Below are 17252 nucleotides of genomic sequence, written 5' to 3'. Positions count from 1 at the left end.
TGCCTGCGCCGTGACCCCGGAACACGCGGCGCCGGGGCGCGAGGAGAAGGGGTGTAATGCGCAGGCGGATGCTGTTCTCCACGCTCGTCGTGACGGTCATCGCCGTGCTGCTGCTCGGCCTTCCGCTGGGTGCGCTGGTGTACCGCTCGGCCTATGAGGACGCCGAGCGGACCCTGCAGCAGGAGGCCGAGGTCATCGCGGCCGACGCCGACGCCCAGGTGGAGAACGAGGGCGGTATCGACCGGGAGCACTTCGCCCAGGTCTACCCCGAGCGCCTGATCGAGCTGCAGCCGCGCGGCGACGCCCAGCCGGTCCGGGCCGGCGGCTGGGACTACGATCCCGACTCCGACGATCCGCGGCCCACCCTGGACGCCCACACCACCTCCCCGGGCGGCATCGACGTGCGGGTCTGGCAGGGCTCGGGCCACGTCCAGGAGAGCGTCTTCAACGCCTGGCTGGGCATCGCCTCGCTGTCCCTGCTGGCCATCGGCGTCGCGGTGGGGCTGGCGATGCTGCAGGCCCGCCGGCTCACCCTGCCGCTGGTCGACCTGGCGGCCACCGCCGAGCGGCTCGGGTCGGGGGTCGCCACCCCGTGGGGGCACCGGTACGGCATCCCCGAGGCCGACCGGGTCGCCGAGGTGCTGGACCGCAGCGCCGAGCGGATCGCCGGGCTGATCGCCACCGAGCGGCACTTCGCCACCGACGCCTCGCACCAGCTGCGCACCCCGCTGACCGCGCTGACCATGCGGCTGGAGGAGATCATCGCCGAGGCGGACGACCCCCGGGTGGTGCGGGAGGAGGGCGAGGCCGCGCTGCAGCAGGCCGAGCGGCTCACCCAGACCGTGGAGAACCTGCTGGGCCGGGCGCGCAAGAGCCAGAACCCCGAGGTGGAGCAGGTGAGCATCGACCGGGTGCTGGAGCGGTTCGTCGGCGAGTGGTCCCCGGTGTTCGAGCAGAACGGGCGCAAGCTGCGGCTGATCGGCGCCAAGGGCCTCAGCGCGATGACCGTCCCGATGGACCTCACCCAGATCATGGCGGTGCTGGTGGAGAACGCGTCCGCGCACGGGGCGGGCACCGTCACGGTCAACGTGATCGACGGCGGCCACTCGGTGCGCATCGAGGTCGGCGACGAGGGCGAGGGGGTCCCCGAGCACCTGGTCGGGCGGATCTTCGACCGGGAGGTCAGCGGCGGCGAGGGCACCGGCCTGGGACTGGCCCTGGCCCGGCACATCGCCGAGTCCGAGGGCGCCCGGGTGGAGCTGGTCCAGCCCAAGCCGACCGTGTTCGCGGTGTTCCTGCCCACCGGCGGCGAGGGCCTGGGCAAGGACACCGGCCCGGTCTGACCCCCGGTCCGGACCCGCCGCCCCGGCCCGGGTTCAGTGCCCCCGGTCGATCCACTCCTGCAGGTGCGGCGCCTCCTCGCCGATCGTGGTGGAGGGTCCGTGCCCGGTGTGCACCGCGGTCTCCGGCGGCAGCACCAGCAGCCGGTCCCGGATCGAGCCGATGATGGTCGGGAAGTCGGAGAAGGACCGCCCGGTCGCCCCCGGCCCGCCCTGGAACAGGGTGTCGCCGGTGAAGACCGCGCCCAGCGAGGGGGCGTACAGGCAGACGCCGCCGGGGGTGTGCCCGGGGGTGTGCAGCACCTCCAGGTCCACCCCGCCGGCCTGCAGCACCTCGCCCTGGAGCAGCGGGGCGTCCGGCTCCCGGTCGGGGTGGACCCGGTGCCACAGCTCGCCGTCGTCCGGGTGCAGCAGGATCGGGGCGTCGCACAGGTCGGCCAGCTCCACCGCGGCGTTGACGTGGTCGTTGTGCGCGTGCGTGCACACCACCGCCATCAGTTCGCGGTCGCCCAGCGCGCGGGCGATCCGCTCGTGGTCGTGCGCGGCGTCGATGACCACCGCCGACCGGTCGTCGCCGACGATCCACACGTTGTTCTCCACCGGCCACTCGCCGCCGTCCAGGGCGAACACCCCGGAGGTGACCAGGCGGTGCACGGGCTGCGCGGGTGCTTCGGGCATGGCTAGCGGACCACCACCGATCGCAGTACGGTCCCCCGCCGCATCCGGGCGAAGGCCTCCTCCACATCGCCGGGGCCGATCCGCTCGGTGACGAACGCGTCCAGGTCGAGCCGGCCCTGCAGGTACAGGTCGATCAGCATGGGGAAGTCCCGGGACGGCAGGCAGTCGCCGTACCAGGAGGACTTCACCGCCCCGCCCCGGGAGAACACGTCCAGCAGCGGCAGCTCGGCCTGGAACTCCGGCTCGGGCACCCCGACCAGGACGACGGTGCCGGCCAGGTCGCGGGCGTAGAACGCCTGCCGGAAGGTCTCCGGGCGGCCCACCGCGTCGATCACCACGTCGGCCCCGTTGCCGCCGGTCAGCTCGCGCACCGCCTCGATCGGGGAGCGCTCTCGGGCGTTGACGGTGTGCGTCGCGCCGAACCCGCGCGCCCACTCCAGCTTGCGCGGGTCCACGTCGACCGCGATGATCCGCGCGGCGCCGGCGAGCCGCGCGCCGGCCACCGCGGCGTCGCCCACCCCGCCGCAGCCGATCACCGCCACCGAGTCGCCCCGGCCCACCCCGCCGGTGTTCAGCGCGGCGCCCAGGCCCGCCATCACCCCGCAGCCGAGCAGGCCGGCCGCGGCCGGGTCGGCGGCCGGGTCGACCTTGGTGCACTGCCCCGCGGCCACCAGCGTCTTCTCCGCGAACGCGCCGATGCCCAGCGCCGGGGAGAGCTCGGTGCCGTCGGCCAACCGCATCGGCTGCGCCGCGTTGGCGGTGTCGAAGCAGTACTGCGGGCGGCCGCGGGCGCAGGCCCGGCACACCCCGCAGACCGCGCGCCAGTTCAGCACCACGAAATCGCCGGGCTCCAGCCCGGTGACGCCCTCGCCGACCGCCTCCACCCGGCCGGCCGCCTCGTGGCCGAGCAGGTAGGGGAAGTCGTCGCCGATGGCGCCCTCCCGGTAGTGCAGGTCGGTGTGGCAGACCCCGCACGCCTCCACCGCGACCAGGGCCTCGCCCGGCCCCGGGTCGGGGACCACGACGGCCTGCACCGAGACCGGCGCCCCCTTCTCCATGGCCACCACGGCCTCGACGGTCTGCTCGCCCCGCTGCCGAGTATCGGTCACCGGCACTCCTCCCGGTCGCCCTTGGCCTTCCCCAGAGGACATGCCCCGTGCGGGCGGCCGCGTACCGGACCGGTTTCTCAGCCCGCCGTGGGGGCGAGCCGCTCGAAGGAGCGGCGCAGCGCGTGCGGCTGGAGCTGGCCCAGCCCGTGCGCGTGCCGCGGGCGCACCGCGACGACCTGCAGCGCCTCCTCGTCCTGGAGGTGCTCGGCCATGGCGTCGTCGATCAGCACGGTGCCGGGGCGGGCGAACGAGGTGAGCCGGCTGGCCCGGTTGACGGTGGTGCCGAAGACGTCGCCGAGCAGCGCGAGGATCGGCCCGTAGGCGACGCCGACCCGCACGTCCGGGACCTCTATGTGCGTCTTCACCCCGTCGGCCAGGCGGAGCGCGATCTCCGCGGCCTGGCGGGGGGTGTTGGCGACGAAGAAGATCTCGTCGCCCAGGGTCTTGATGACCCGGCCCCCGCCGGAGGAGACGATGTCGGTGGCGGTGGACTCGAACCCCTCGACCACCTCGGCCAGCTCCACCTCGTCCAGCTCCCGGCTGAGCGTGGTGAAGGAGACCAGGTCGGCGAAGCCGGCGGCGAGCGGGAAGTAGGTGGGGGCGGCGTCCTCGCTGCTCTCCATGAAGGCCAGCCGGCGCGCGGAGGCCGCGGCGAGCTGGCGGCGCCAGATGTGCACCAGCAGCCGCTCCACGTCGGGCAGCATGTCCTTGGTGAGCCCGACCAGCGGCCCCAGCGGGCCGCCGTCGGCCGCCCCCTCCACCTCGGGCGAGAAGGCCAGCGTGGAGATGATGCTGATCTGCCACTCGGCGAGCCGGGCCATGGTCTGCCCCATGGCGCGGGCCAGCCGGATCGCGGCGTCCTCGTCGACGACGCCCTCGCGGAGCAGCCGGGCGGCGGTGCCCAGCGCCTGCACGTCGCTCTCCGCGAACGCGGGGACGTCGTCGTCCCGGGTGGGGAACCCCAGGGCCCGCCAGACCCGGTCGGCGAACTCGGGGGAGGCCCCCGACCTGCTCACGGCCTCGGCACGGGTATAGCGCGCCTCCCCTCCCAAAAGGGCGGCTTCGATCTGCTCTGGGTCGGGACGCGCGGTCATACGTTCTCTCGTCGTTCGGTGGGAGCCGGTGATCGACCGGTTCCCGGGTAACGGCCCGGGATTGACGCGATCACACCTTCATCACTGCCGGTTTAGCGGGTGAGAACACTCTGCGTCAAGAAATCGGCCGACCGGCCGCTCCCGGCCGCGGGCGCCGGGTGTGGCCCGCGGCCGGCCCGGGAACCCACGGTGGCATGGACCTGCCCCTCTCTCTACTGGACCGGTTCGCGGCGCTGGGCGGCGTGCCGGCCCGGCCGGCCGCCGACCGGGACGCCCGCGAGACCGCCTACAACCTGCTGAGCGCGGCGATCGGGGTGCACTCCGCGCTGCTGCCCCGCGCCGCCGAGGCCGAGCGCGGCGCGCTGGACAAGGAGGCGCGGCGCCTGCTCGACCTGGAGGCGCGGCTGCCCTTCCTGGACGGCGCCGAACTGGGCGCGGTGGCCGCGGAGTACCCGGAGGCGCTCCGCGCGCTGCGCGGCCGGCACCGGTTCGGCCCGGCGCCGGCCGCACCGAAGCCGCTCGGCGCCGGGGAGCTCCGCGCCGCCTTCGACCGGGCGCTGCGCGACCGGCTCTCCGGCGCCCCCAGAGAGGAGCCCGAGGCGCTCATCTTCGGCGGCCAGCCGGGGTCGGGCAAGAGCACCCTGCAGCGGGCGCTGCTGCCGGCGCTGGCGCCGGGCACGGTGAGCTACGACGGGGACGACCTGATGCGGCTCTCCCCCGACTACGAGGCGGCGATGACCGCGGACGACCGGGCCGCCTCCGCGGCGCTGCCGGCCCAGGTCCGCGGGCTGCACCCGATGGCGCTGGAGCACGTCCGGGAGGGCCGCTCCGACGTGCTGTGCAGCCACCCGCTGGGCCGCGCGGACTGGGCGGCCGCCTGGACCGAGGGGTTCCGCGAGGCCGGCTACCGGGTGGGGGTCGCCTTCGTCGCCGCGGACTTCGGCGAGAGCGCCGCCGCGATCGAGGAGCGGTACCGGCGCTCCCGCCGCGAGCAGGGCTTCGGCCGCTGGATGCCGCCGGAGCACCACGAGCGCGCCTACGCCGGGGTGCCCAACACCGCGGAGTTCCTGGAGACCCACCGGCTGGCCGACGCCCTCTACGTGGTCTCCCGGGACGGCGCCCTGCTGTACGCGGCCCGCCTCGGCCCCGACGGCGAGTGGGAGAAGGAGCCCTTCGCCCGCACCGCCCTGGAGGCGGCCCGCGCCCGGCACTGACCCGCCCGGACGACCGCGCGCACCGCCCCTCCCTCGATGATCTTGACGGCTATCAACGCGTGTTGATAGCCGTCAAGATCGTCGCTCTGGTGCCTGCGGGGTCAGCTCCGGCGGACGTGGACGACGTCGCCGGCGCTGAGGGACTCGGTGCCGCGGGGGCCGGCGACCTGGAGCCTGCCCTCGGCGTCGACGCCGACCGCCTCGCCCTCCAGCAGCCGGTCGCCGGGGAGGTTCACCCGGACCCGGCGGCCGATGGTGTCGCAGTGCCGGCGGTACTCCTCGGCCAGCCCGCTCGCCTCGGCGTCCCCGCCGGCCTCCTCCCAGGCGCGGTAGAGGCCGGCGAAGGCGCGCAGCACCGCGCGGAGCAGCGGGTCCCGGTCGCCGTGCGGGTCGCCCTCCAGCACCAGCGAGGTGGCGGACTCCACCGGGAGCTCCTCCCGGCGCTGCGACACGTTGAGCCCCATGCCGATCACCACCCCCGGCCCGGCCTCGGAGAACGCCGCCTCGGAGAGGATCCCGGCGAGCTTGCGCGGCGGGGCGTCCCGGTCCTCCTCCGGGGCCAGCACGTCGTTGGGCCACTTCAGCGCCGGCTCCACCTGGGCGACGGAGGACGCGGCGCGCACCGCGGCGACGCCCATCATCAGCGGCAGCCAGCCGAACCGGGACGCCGGCGACTCGGGCCGGAGCAGCACCGAGAAGGTCAGCGCGGCCCGCGGCGGCACGGTGAAGGTGCGCCCGCGCCGCCCCCGCCCGGCGGTCTGGTGCTCGGTCACCAGCACGCTCCCCGCGGGGGCGCCGTCCCGGGCCCGCGCGGCCAGCTCGGTGTTGGTGGAGCCCAGCTCCGGCACCACCTCGACGCCGGTCCACACCTCCCCGGGCCGGACCAGCGCGCGGCGCAGCGCATCGGCGCGGAGCGGCGGCCGGTCCAGGTCGCGGTAGGCGGGGTTCGCGGGGTTCAGGGAATCGCCGGTCATGCGCCCTGTATACCGCTCCGGCGCCCGCTTATCGTGAACCCAAGGACACCGGGGCGGCCCGGTGCTACGTTCGGTCCTCGGAGGTGACGCGGCGTATGCACGTGGCGGACGTGGAACCCGGCGCGGGCCGATCCTCCCACTGGGAGGCCCTACTGGGCATCTGGCAGGGCCTGGAGCTCGCGGAGGGCTGGCGGGCCGAGATCATCGAAGGCGGTCTCTTCCTCGTGACCCCGCCGCAGGACGGCCACAACAGGATCGTGGCGGACGTGCAGAAGCAGCTGTACCGGGAGATCCTCCGGGACGGCGGCGCGCTCGCGGACTGCGACGTCCACCAGGCGGTCGACCTGCGCGTCCCCCCGCTGCTCTCGCTCTACATCCCCGATCTGGCGGTTCTGCCCGGGCCGCTCGACGAGCGGGGCGCGGACCACTCCGCCGCCGACGCCCTGATCGTGGTCGAGGTCGTCTCGCCGAGCACCGCCGACCGGGACCGCAAGGCCAGGCTCTGGGGCTACGCCCATGGACCGGTCCCGCTCTACCTGCTGATCGACCGGTGGGACCCGCTCCTGGGCGAGCCCGCCGCCACGCTGTACTCCGAGCCGCTGAACGGCGCCTACGCCGACGTGCACAAGGTCCGCTTCGGCGAGTCCGTCGCGCTGCCCGAGCCGTTCGGGTTCGACCTGGACACCTCGCGGTTCCCGGTTCCGTAGCGACGGCGGCGGGGGCCGCACCGCCGGAGCGGTGCGGCCCCCGTCCTCCGGGCGCTTCCCGGCGGGTCAGCCGGTGTTCTGCAGGCCGGCCGCGACGCCGTTGACGGAGAGCAGCAGCAGCCGCTCCAGGTGCCGCTGGTCCTCCTCGGAGAGGGTGTCGGCCTCCGGTCCGCGCAGCGCGTTCAGGGCGCGCAGCTGCAGGTGGGAGAGGGCGTCCACGTAGGGGTTGCGCAGGTCCACCGCGCGGGAGAGCACCCTGCGGTTCTCCAGCAGGCGGGTGTGGCCGGTGGTGCGCAGCACCAGCTCCCGGGTGAGGTCGTACTCGGCGAGGACCTTCTCGGTGAGCTCCGGGCGGCCGCCCAGGCGCAGGTAGCGCTCGGCGATCGCGCGGTCCGTCTTGGCCAGGCTCATCTCCGCGTTGTCCAGCAGCGACGCGAACAGCGGCCACTCCCGGTAGGCGGCGCGCAGCGCCTCCTGGTCGGAGGCGGCGGCCAGGCCGGTGCCCAGGCCGTACCAGCCGGGCAGGTTGACCCGGGTCTGGGTCCAGGCGAACACCCACGGGATGGCGCGCAGGTCGCCCAGGCCGCGGGCGGCCGAGCGGCGCGACGGGCGCGACCCCAGGCGCAGCTCGCCGAGCTCCTCCAGCGGACTGACCCGGGAGAACCACTCGGCGAAGCCGTCGGTGTCGATCAGCGACCGGTAGGCGGTGTGCGCGGCGCCGGCGATCTCGTCGGCGGTCTTGCGGAACCGGGCGGACGCCTCGCGGGCCCGCTCCTGCACCGTCTCGGTGGAGGCCATCAGCACCGCGTGGCCGACCTGCTCGATGTGGCGGTGGGCGATGGCGCGCTGGCCGTACCGAGCGAAGATCACCTCGCCCTGCTCGGTCACCTTGAACCGGCCCGCGACCGAGCCGGGGGCCTGGGCGAGCAGCGCCCGGCTGGCCGGCCCGCCGCCGCGGCCCAGCGAGCCGCCGCGGCCGTGGAACAGGGTGAGGGTGACGCCGTGCCGCTCAGCCCACTCGGTGAGCCTGCCCTGCGCGTCGTAGAGCCGCAGGGTGGCGCTGACCGGGCCGACGTCCTTGGCCGAGTCGCTGTAGCCGAGCATGACCTCCAGCCGGCCGCCGGTCTCCTCCATCCGGCGGCGCAGCTCGGGCAGCTCCAGCATGCCGTCCAGGACCTCGGGCGAGGCGTCCAGGTCGGCGCCGGTCTCGAAGAGCGGGATGACGTCGAGGACCGGGGCCTTGCCGGCCGGCAGGGCGTGCGCGGCGAGCTCGTGCACCGCGGCGATGTCGGCGGCGGAGCGGGTGAAGCTGACGATGTAGCGGCGGCAGGCGTCCACCCCGAACCGCTCCTGGATCCAGGCGACCACCCGGAGGGTGGCCAGCACCTCCTCGGTCTGCTCGGAGAGCGCGCCGCCGGCCCGCACCTCCTCCAGGGCGCGCGCGTGCACCTCGCTGTGCTGGCGGATCTCCAGCTCGGCGAGGTGGAAGCCGAACGTCTCCACCTGCCAGACGAGGTGCTGGAGCTCGCCGTAGGCCTGCCGGTTCGCCCCGGCGGCGGCCAGCGAGGACTGCACCGTGCGCAGGTCGGCGAGGAGCCGGTCGGGGCCGGGGTAGCCCAGGTCGGCGTCGCGCTCCCGGGTGGCGCGCAGCCGCGCGGTGGCGAACAGCAGCAGCTGGCGGTGGGGCTCGTTGGGCGAGCGCTTGGCGATGTCGGCCATCACCCGCGGGTAGCCGGCCTGCGCGGCGGCCAGCGTGTCCCGCAGGTCCTCGCTGGCCGGGGTGAGGTTGCCGTAGGCGGTGAGGTTGCGCGCGATCCGGCCCGCCGCCGCCTCCAGGGCGCGCAGCACGTGCTCGGACTGGATCGCGATGGCCTCCCGGGTCACCTCGTGGGTGACGAACGGGTTGCCGTCCCGGTCGCCGCCGATCCAGCTGCCGTAGCGGACGAAGGGGCGCGCCGAGGGCGGCCGGGTGCCGGTGCCGCTCGGGTCCAGCGCGGCGTCCAGCGACCGGTAGATCTCCGGGACCACCTCGAAGACGGTGGAGTCGAAGGCCGCCATCGCGGTGCGCACCTCGTCCAGCGGGTCCAGCTTGGTGTAGCGCAGCTGGGAGGTGCGCCAGAGCAGGTCGACCTCCTCGGTCAGCCTGCGCCGCGCCTCCCGCTCGGCGGTGGAGTCGGGGTGCGCGGCGTGCAGCCGCTCCAGCTGCTCGCCGATCCGCAGGATGGCGGTGGAGACCGCGCGGCGGCGCGCCTCGGTGGGGTGCGCGGTGAGCACCGGGTGGAACTCCATGCCGGCGACGAACTCGGCCAGCCGCTCCTCGCCGCAGTCGGCGCGGACCTGCTCGACCGCGGCGGCCAGCGACTCGCGCGGCGGGTGCACCGCGTCGTCGCGCTCGCGCAGCGCCCGGATCCGCTGGTGCTCCTCGGCCAGGTTGGCCAGGTGGAAGTAGACGGTGAAGGCGCGGGCGACCTGCTTGGCCCGCTCCAGCGGCCAGGACTCCACCAGTTCGGTGGCCTCGGCCGCGGTCGAGGTGCCCTCCCGGGCGCCGATCACCGCGGTGCGCAGCCGCTCCACGTCGGCGAGCAGGTCCTCGCCCCCGGCCTCGGCCAGGACGGTGCCCAGGGTGCCGCCGAGCAGGCGGATGTCGGCGCGCAGCCGCTCCGGCATCTCCTGCCGGGCGCTGTCGCGCTCCGCGCCGGCCCGGGTCGCATCGTTCGCCATCGCAAGGTCTCCTCGCGCTCGGTAAGCCTGTCCTCGGGTCACCGCGCCGGCGCCGTTGCCCAGATCCGCGGTGGGCGTGCGCGGCACAGCCTAGCGGGGTGGTCTGGACCAATCACGGTCCGCCCCAGGTCGCCGCGGCCGCGCCGCCTCCCGGTCCCTCCCTCCCCGATTACCGGCGAGTAATACGGGGTCGGCCCGCCCCGCCGCCCGGGGCCCGGTCTAGGCTGGCTTTCCATGGCGACCGAAGCCCCTGAACCTCTGCCCGCGGAGGACATCGACATCCACACGACCGCGGGCAAGCTCGCCGACCTGCAGCGGCGCCGGTACGAGGCCGTGCACGCCGGATCCGCGCGAGCCATCGAGAAGCAGCACGCGAAAGGGAAGATGACCGCCCGCGAGCGGATCGACGCCCTGCTCGACCCCGGGTCATTCACCGAGTTCGACGCGCTGGCCCGGCACCGCTCCACCAGCTTCGGCATGGACGCCAACCGCCCCTACGGCGACGGCGTGGTCACCGGGCACGGCACCGTGGACGGCCGCCCCGTCGCGGTGTTCAGCCAGGACGTCACCGTCTTCGGCGGCTCGCTCGGCGAGGTCTACGGCGAGAAGATCGTCAAGGTCCTGGACCACGCGCTCAGCACCGGCTGCCCGGTCGTCGGGATCAACGAGGGCGGCGGCGCGCGGATCCAGGAGGGCGTGGCGGCCCTCGGCCTCTACGCCGAGATCTTCAAGCGCAACGTGCACGCCTCCGGCGTGGTCCCGCAGATCTCGCTGATCATGGGCGCCGCGGCCGGCGGGCACGTCTACTCCCCCGCGCTCACCGACTTCGTGGTGATGGTCGATCAGACCTCGCAGATGTTCATCACCGGCCCCGACGTGATCAAGACCGTCACCGGCGAGGACGTCTCGATGGAGGAGCTGGGCGGCGCCCGGGCGCACAACACCCGCTCCGGGGTGGCGCACTACATGGGCGCCGACGAGCAGGACGCCCTCGACTACGTCAAGGAGCTCCTGGCCCACCTGCCCTCCAACAACCTGGACGACGCCCCGGTGCTGCCGGCCGACTCCGACCCGGAGCCCACCGGGGCCGACGCCGAGCTGGACTCCTTCATCCCGGACTCGGCCAACCAGCCCTACGACATCCGCCGGGTCGTCGAGCACGTGCTGGACGACGGCGAGTTCCTGGAGGTGCACGAGCACTTCGCCGGGAACATCGTGGTCGGCTACGGCCGGGTCGAGGGGCACAGCGTCGGCATCGTCGCCAACCAGCCGATGAACTTCGCCGGCTGCCTGGACATCGACGCCTCGGAGAAGGCCGCCCGGTTCGTGCGCACCTGCGACGCGTTCAACGTCCCGGTGCTCACCTTCGTCGACGTCCCCGGCTTCCTGCCCGGCACCGACCAGGAGTGGAACGGCATCATCCGGCGCGGCGCCAAGCTCATCTACGCCTACGCCGAGGCCACCGTCCCGCTGGTCACGGTGATCACCCGCAAGGCCTTCGGCGGCGCCTACGACGTGATGGGCTCCAAGCACCTGGGCGCCGACGTCAACCTGGCCTGGCCCACCGCGCAGATCGCGGTGATGGGCGCCCAGGGCGCGGTGAACATCCTGCACCGGCGCACCCTGGCCGCCGCCGGCGACGACGTCGAGACCGAGCGCGCCCGCCTGGTCGAGGAGTACGAGGACACCCTGCTCAACCCGTACGCCGCCGCCGAGCGCGGCTACGTCGACGGGGTCATCCTGCCCTCGGAGACCCGCGTCTCGGTGGCCAAGGCGCTGCGCGCGCTGCGCACCAAGCGCAAGCGGCTGCCGCCGAAGAAGCACGGGAACATCCCGCTGTGAGCCGCGAGACGACCGGCGAGGACCGGCCCCGGCTGAGCATCGTCCGCGGCGACGCCTCCCCCGAGGAGGTCGCCGCCCTGGTCGCCGTGGTCGCCGCGCGCGCCCGCGCCGCCGAGGCGGCCCGCGCGGCCGCACCGGCCGGGCAGGCCGGTTCCGCCTGGCGGCGGAGCGCCCGCGGCCCGCGCCGCACCGCCGCCCCCGGCCCGGGCGCCTGGCGGCGCAGCATGCACCCGGAGTGACCCGGCCGGTGCGGCCTAGACTTCCCATCCACAGGCGCGACGTCCGGCAGTCGCCTACCAGGAGGATTTCCCACCGTGCGTAAAGTTCTGATCGCCAACCGCGGCGAGATCGCGGTACGCGTGGCGCGCGCCTGCCGCGACGCCGGGCTGGGCAGCGTCGCGGTCTACGCCGACCCCGACCGGGACGCCCTGCACGCCAAGGTCGCCGACGAGGCCTACGCCCTGGGCGGGGACACCCCCGGCGAGAGCTACCTGTCCATCGCCAAGCTGCTCGACGTGGCGGAGCGCGCCGGCGCCGACGCGGTCCACCCCGGCTACGGCTTCCTCGCCGAGAACGCCGAGTTCGCCCAGGCCGTGATCGACGCCGGGCTGATCTGGATCGGCCCGCCGCCCGCGGCCATCACCGCGCTGGGCGACAAGGTCCAGGCCCGGCACATCGCGCAGAAGGTCGGCGCCCCGCTGGTGGCCGGCACCGCCGACCCGGTCTCCGGCGCCGAGGAGGTGGTGGCCTTCGCCGAGGAGCACGGCCTGCCGATCGCGATCAAGGCCGCCTTCGGCGGCGGCGGGCGCGGCCTGAAGGTCGTCCGGGAGATGGGCGAGGTCGCCGACGCCTACGAATCGGCGGTGCGCGAGGCGGTCACCGCGTTCGGCCGCGGCGAGTGCTTCGTGGAGCGCTACCTGGACCGGCCCCGGCACGTGGAGACGCAGTGCCTGGCCGACTCCCACGGCAACGTGGTGGTGGTCTCCACCCGGGACTGCTCGCTGCAGCGCCGGCACCAGAAGCTGGTCGAGGAGGCCCCCGCGCCGTTCCTCACCGCCGAGCAGACCGAGCTGCTCTACTCCTCCTCCAAGGCGATCCTGCGCGAGGCCGGCTACGTCGGCGCGGGCACCTGCGAGTTCCTGGTCGGCGCGGACGGCACCGTGTCGTTCCTGGAGGTCAACACCCGGCTCCAGGTGGAGCACCCGGTGACCGAGGAGGTCTCCGGGATCGACCTGGTCCGGGAGATGTTCCGGGTCGCCGACGGCGAGGAGCTGGGCTACGCCGACCCGGTGCTGCGCGGGCACTCCATGGAGTTCCGGATCAACGCCGAGGACGCCGGGCGCGGCTTCATGCCCGCGCCGGGCACCATCACCCGGCTGAACCTGCCCGGCGGCCCCGGGGTCCGGGTGGACACCGGCTGCGAGGAGGGCTTCACCGTCCCGCAGGCGTTCGACTCCATGGTCGCCAAGCTCATCGTGACCGGCTCCGACCGGCGCCAGGTGCTGGAGCGGTCGCGGCGCGCCCTGGCCGAGTTCGAGGTGGGCGGGATGCCCACCGTCATCCCGTTCCACCGCACCGTCATCGAGGACCCGGCCTTCGCCCCCGCCGGCGACGAGCCGTTCTCGGTGCACACCCGGTGGATCGAGACCGGGTTCGACAACACGGTGCCGCCCTACGAGGGCGCGCCGGGCGGCCCCGCCGAGCAGGAGGAGCGCGAGCGGGTCACCGTCGAGGTCGGCGGCAAGCGCCTGGAGGTGGTGCTCCCCGCCGGCCTGGGCGCCGCCGCGGCGGCCCCCGCCCCCGGGAACCCGGCCCGCAGGCGCGGCCACCGGTCCGGGAAGTCCGGCGGCACCGCGGCCGCGAGCGGCGACTCCCTGGTCTCCCCGATGCAGGGCACCGTGGTCAAGGTGGTCGCCGAGGACGGCGCGCAGGTCGCCGAGGGCGACACCGTGGTGGTCATCGAGGCGATGAAGATGGAGCAGCCGCTCACCGCGCACAAGGCGGGCACCGTGGCCGGCCTCTCGGTCTCCCCCGGCGAGACCGTCGCCAGCGGCGGCGTCGTCTGCGAGATCAAGGACGCCTGACCCGCATCCCACGCCACCGCGAGGGGCGGGACGGGGCGCTCGGCGCCCCGTCCCGCCCCTCGCGCCGTCCCGGCCCCCTCCCGCCCACCGGGGCCGCTCAGGGCCCGGCACCGGCCGGAGTACGCCGTCCGGCGCACCGCCGTGCCCGAGAGGCCCCCTCCTCCCCCCGGGGGCGGCGGAAGGCCCCTCGGCGGGCGGCCCGCTCTGCGGCGGTCCGGCCCGGCGGACACCGCACGGGGCCGCCGGGGCCGGGTCCCCTTGCGCCGCAGGGGATGCCGGGCCCGGAGGGGAAGCGGGCGCGCCGGGGATCCGGAGGGCGTGACCGGATTGACACCTCGGGGCGGGGGAATAATCCGGCGACCGTGGATATTGTTCCTAATCGTGACGAACCTGTGGGGCTTGACCGAGCGACGGCACGTCGACCTGTGCCGCGTCGCCAGCCAGGCGTGTCGTTAGACGCCTTCTCCTTCCGATCCTTCTCCGATCGACGATCCCCCGCCGCCGCGCCCGCGCGCGCCTATCCGCTTCGTCCACCGCCGAACCCGACACATCCCCGTCGTTCGGCGCTGCCCTGACCCAGGAGACGCCCCGTGCTTTCCGCGTTGAGACGCATCCCCTTCGCCGTGCAAGTGATCGCGGCGCTGTTCATCGGTATCGGCCTCGGATTCGTGGCCCTCCGGCTGGGCGGCGACCCGGACTCCCCCAACTGGCTGGCGGTCACCCTCGACACCGTCGGCTCCACCTTCGTCACCCTGCTGAAGACGATCGTCCCGCCGCTGATCCTGCTGGCGGTCATCTCCTCGATCGCGAGTCTGCGCAACGTCTCCAACGCCGCCCGGCTGGCCGGGCAGACGCTGCTCTGGTTCGCGATCACCGCGCTGATCGCGGTGCTCATCGGCATCGGCCTGGGCACCGGCTTCCGCCCCGGCCTGAACAGCGGGGTCGACCCGGGCACCGCCGCCGACCCCTCCTCGCAGGGCTCCTGGATCGCCTTCATCGAGAGCATCGTCCCGGTCAACTTCCTCGGCCTGGGCGCCTCCACCAGCCAGGACGAGGCCGGCGCACTGGCCACCTCGCTGGACTTCAACGCGCTGCAGCTGATCGTCATCGCCATCGCGGTGGGCGTGGCCGCGGTCAAGGTCGGCAAGGCCGCCGAGCCGTTCCTGGCCTTCACCGAGTCGGCGCTGCAGATCGTGCTGAAGGTGCTGTGGTGGATCATCCGCCTGGCCCCGCTGGGCACCATCGGCCTGCTCGGCAACGCCGTCTACAGCTACGGCTGGGGCACCATCGGCGCCCTGGGCAAGTACGCCGCGGTGATCTACCTCGGCCTGGCCCTGGTGCTGTTCGTCGTCTACCCGGTGCTGGCCCGGGTGCACGGGCTCTCCATCGTCAAGTTCTTCAGCGGCGTGTGGCCGGCGGTCCAGCTCGGCTTCGTCTCCCGCTCCTCGATGGGCACCATGCCGGTCACCCAGCGGGTCGCCGAGACCAACTTCGGCGTCCCCCGGCACTACGCCTCGTTCGCCGTCCCGTTCGGCGCCACCACCAAGATGGACGGCTGCGCCGCGATCTACCCGGCGGTCTCGGCGATCTTCGTCGCCCAGTTCTTCGGGGTGGGCCTGGGCTTCACCGACTACCTGCTGATCGCGTTCGTCTCGGTGATCGGCTCCGCGGCCACCGCGGGCACCACCGGCGCCACCGTGATGCTCACCCTGACCCTGTCCACCGTGGGCCTGCCGCTGGAGGGCGTCGGCCTGCTGCTGGCCGTCGACCCGATCCTGGACATGGGCCGCACCGCCACCAACGTGGCCGGCCAGGCGCTGGTCCCGGCGATCGTCGCCAAGCGGGAGCGGATCCTCGACGTGGAGCGGTACAACGCCCCGCGCGGCCTGGACGGCTTCGTCGACGAGGGCTTCTCCTCCCGGGCGGAGCAGGAGGCCGCCGCGCAGGAGGCCGAGAAGGCCGGGGAGACCGAAGAGGGAGAGGGATCCGAGCGCAGGGAGACCGCCGGGACGACCGCGTCCTGAGGTCCTCGCGCTCCCCGTCAGCGGGCGGCCCGCCGGTTCCGGCGGGCCGCCCGCGGCCGTTCGGGAACCCGGGGCGGCCGCCGTTCGTCCTTATCGAGTGAGGGAGGCGAGAGGAACGACATGTTGCGCCGATTGGTAGTACCGGCCCTGCTGACCGCGGGCCTCACCGCTTTCGCGGCCGCCCCGGCGGCCGCCGACACCGCCCCCGCCCCGCAGGACGCCGTTGGCGACCTGAAGAGCGACCACATCTACGTGCACGACGGGATCACCGAGGAGGCGGTCCCCGGCGCCGTCCGGGACCGGCTCGGCGAGGCCGCCCAGGAGACCGAGTCGGACAGCCCGGTCTACCTGATCATGCTGCCCCAGGAGAGCTTCGGCTCCAAGATGGAGCTGGACGCCTACATGGACGGCGTGATGGACGACGTGGGCGACGGCGTCTACGCCGGGTTCATGGGCTCCGACGCCAACAACTTCTTCGTCGACTCGCCCAACCTGGAGGACTCCGAGCTCGCCCAGATCGAGCAGAACGTCGCGGCGGCGAACCCGACCACCGAGGCCGACGCGCTGGCCGCGGTCCCCGAGGCCGTGGCCGACCAGGAGAGCGCCGACGCCGCCTCCGGCGTGTTCGGCATCGCCCTGCTCGCCATCCTCGGCCTGGTCGTGGTGGGCGGCGGCTTCTACCTGGTCAACGCGCGCAAGAAGCGCGAGGCCGAGAAGGCCAAGCAGCTCGCCGAGATCAAGCAGATGGCCCAGGAGGACGTGGTCCGGCTCGGCGAGGACATCGCCCGGCTGGAGATCGACCTGCACGCCGTCGACGACGCCACCCGCACCGACTACAGCCACGCCATGGACTCCTACGACCGGGCCAAGGCCACCTTGGACGGCATCCGGGAGCCGCAGGACATCCAGCAGGTCACCACCGCGCTGGAGGACGGCCGCTACTACATGACGGCCACCCGCGCCCGGCTCAGCGGGGACCCGCTCCCCGACCGGCGCAAGCCCTGCTTCTTCAACCCGCAGCACGGCCCGTCCACGCAGGACGTGCAGTGGGCCCCGCCGAGCGGCGCCCCGCGCGCCGTGCCGGCCTGCCAGGACTGCACCCGCGCCGTGCTGTCCGGCCGCGACCCCGACGTCCGCCTGGTCGAGGTGGACGGCGAGCGCCGCCCGTACTACGACGCGGGCCCGGCCTACGCGCCCTACGCCGGCGGCTACTTCGGGATGAGCATGATGATGGGCATGTTCTCCGGCATGATGATGGGCTCCATGATGGGGTCGATGATGGGCGCGGGCATGATGGGCGCCGGCGACATGGGCGGGGACATGGGCGACGTCGGCGGAGGCGACGACTTCGGCGACTTCGGCGGCGACATGGACTTCGGCGGCTTCGACTTCTGACCCGCCGCGCCGCCTCCCGGGCGGTGCCTCCCGAGCGCAGCGGAAAGGGCCCCGGCCGAGACCCGGCCGG

Annotated in this window: 14 protein-coding genes; 9 read left to right on the top strand and 5 right to left on the bottom strand. The window is 74.3% G+C overall.

Annotation, left to right across the window (positions count from 1 at the left end):
- Positions 1-56: 56 nt before the first annotated feature.
- Positions 57-1343 (top strand): sensor histidine kinase, encoded by a 1287-nt coding sequence (locus D459_RS0121330; RefSeq protein WP_017595039.1) that lies wholly within the window; start codon positions 57-59, stop codon positions 1341-1343.
- A 33-nt stretch (positions 1344-1376) separates the two neighbouring features.
- Here the strand turns inward: D459_RS0121330 and D459_RS0121325 are convergent, their stop codons facing one another.
- The 3 genes from D459_RS0121325 to D459_RS0121315 all read right to left on the bottom strand — a co-directional run bounded on the left by D459_RS0121325 (position 1377) and on the right by D459_RS0121315 (position 4221).
- On the bottom strand, positions 1377-2018 hold the full coding sequence (locus tag D459_RS0121325; RefSeq protein WP_026120623.1) for an MBL fold metallo-hydrolase: 642 nt from the start codon (positions 2016-2018) through the stop codon (positions 1377-1379).
- A gap of 2 nt (positions 2019-2020) precedes the next feature.
- Positions 2021-3127 (bottom strand): S-(hydroxymethyl)mycothiol dehydrogenase, encoded by a 1107-nt coding sequence (locus D459_RS0121320; protein WP_017595037.1) that lies wholly within the window; start codon positions 3125-3127, stop codon positions 2021-2023.
- A 77-nt stretch (positions 3128-3204) separates the two neighbouring features.
- The gene (locus D459_RS0121315) at positions 3205-4221 is read right to left on the bottom strand and encodes an adenylate/guanylate cyclase domain-containing protein (RefSeq protein WP_026120622.1); all 1017 of its coding nucleotides are present in this window, start codon (positions 4219-4221) and stop codon (positions 3205-3207) included.
- A gap of 194 nt (positions 4222-4415) precedes the next feature.
- Here D459_RS0121315 and D459_RS0121310 point away from each other — a divergent pair, with 194 nt between their 5' ends.
- Entirely contained in the window at positions 4416-5435 is a 1020-nt protein-coding gene (locus D459_RS0121310; RefSeq protein WP_017595035.1) for a zeta toxin family protein, read from the top strand.
- 101 nt (positions 5436-5536) lie between these two features.
- Here D459_RS0121310 and D459_RS0121305 read toward each other — a convergent pair whose 3' ends face one another.
- A complete protein-coding gene (locus D459_RS0121305) occupies positions 5537-6409 on the bottom strand; it encodes a biotin--[acetyl-CoA-carboxylase] ligase (RefSeq protein ID WP_017595034.1) in 873 nt (290 codons plus the stop codon).
- A gap of 95 nt (positions 6410-6504) precedes the next feature.
- On the opposite strand from D459_RS0121305, the gene D459_RS0121300 reads away from it, so the two are divergent.
- Positions 6505-7116 carry a Uma2 family endonuclease gene (locus tag D459_RS0121300; protein ID WP_017595033.1) on the top strand — a complete coding sequence of 204 codons (612 nt, stop codon included), beginning with the start codon at positions 6505-6507 and terminating at the stop codon, positions 7114-7116.
- A 66-nt stretch (positions 7117-7182) separates the two neighbouring features.
- Here D459_RS0121300 and D459_RS0121295 read toward each other — a convergent pair whose 3' ends face one another.
- A complete protein-coding gene (locus D459_RS0121295) occupies positions 7183-9783 on the bottom strand; it encodes a phosphoenolpyruvate carboxylase (protein WP_051065503.1) in 2601 nt (866 codons plus the stop codon).
- 288 nt (positions 9784-10071) lie between these two features.
- Between D459_RS0121295 and D459_RS0121290 the strand changes: the two genes are divergently transcribed.
- The 6 genes from D459_RS0121290 to D459_RS0121270 all read left to right on the top strand — a co-directional run bounded on the left by D459_RS0121290 (position 10072) and on the right by D459_RS0121270 (position 17182).
- Positions 10072-11679 (top strand): acyl-CoA carboxylase subunit beta, encoded by a 1608-nt coding sequence (locus D459_RS0121290; RefSeq protein WP_017595031.1) that lies wholly within the window; start codon positions 10072-10074, stop codon positions 11677-11679.
- Positions 11676-11918, top strand: coding sequence for an acyl-CoA carboxylase epsilon subunit (locus D459_RS0121285; protein ID WP_017595030.1), 243 nt, complete (start codon positions 11676-11678; stop codon positions 11916-11918). The genes D459_RS0121290 and D459_RS0121285 overlap by 4 nt, the downstream gene beginning before the upstream one ends.
- Positions 11919-11993: 75 nt before the next feature.
- Positions 11994-13763, top strand: a complete 1770-nt coding sequence (locus D459_RS0121280) for an acetyl/propionyl/methylcrotonyl-CoA carboxylase subunit alpha (RefSeq protein WP_017595029.1) — start codon at positions 11994-11996, stop codon at positions 13761-13763.
- Between the two features lie 141 nt (positions 13764-13904).
- The gene (locus D459_RS37580) at positions 13905-14219 is read left to right on the top strand and encodes a putative leader peptide (RefSeq protein WP_394296700.1); all 315 of its coding nucleotides are present in this window, start codon (positions 13905-13907) and stop codon (positions 14217-14219) included.
- A 134-nt stretch (positions 14220-14353) separates the two neighbouring features.
- Positions 14354-15787, top strand: coding sequence for a dicarboxylate/amino acid:cation symporter (locus D459_RS0121275; RefSeq protein ID WP_040710735.1), 1434 nt, complete (start codon positions 14354-14356; stop codon positions 15785-15787).
- A 120-nt stretch (positions 15788-15907) separates the two neighbouring features.
- A complete protein-coding gene (locus D459_RS0121270) occupies positions 15908-17182 on the top strand; it encodes a chemotaxis protein CheA (RefSeq protein WP_193790285.1) in 1275 nt (424 codons plus the stop codon).
- Positions 17183-17252 lie beyond the last annotated feature (70 nt).

Source organism: Nocardiopsis potens DSM 45234, assembly GCF_000341105.1.
GTDB lineage: Bacteria > Actinomycetota > Actinomycetes > Streptosporangiales > Streptosporangiaceae > Nocardiopsis_A > Nocardiopsis_A potens.
Note: the sequence above shows the minus strand (reverse complement) of the source record. Positions and strands in the feature narration are given on the sequence as shown.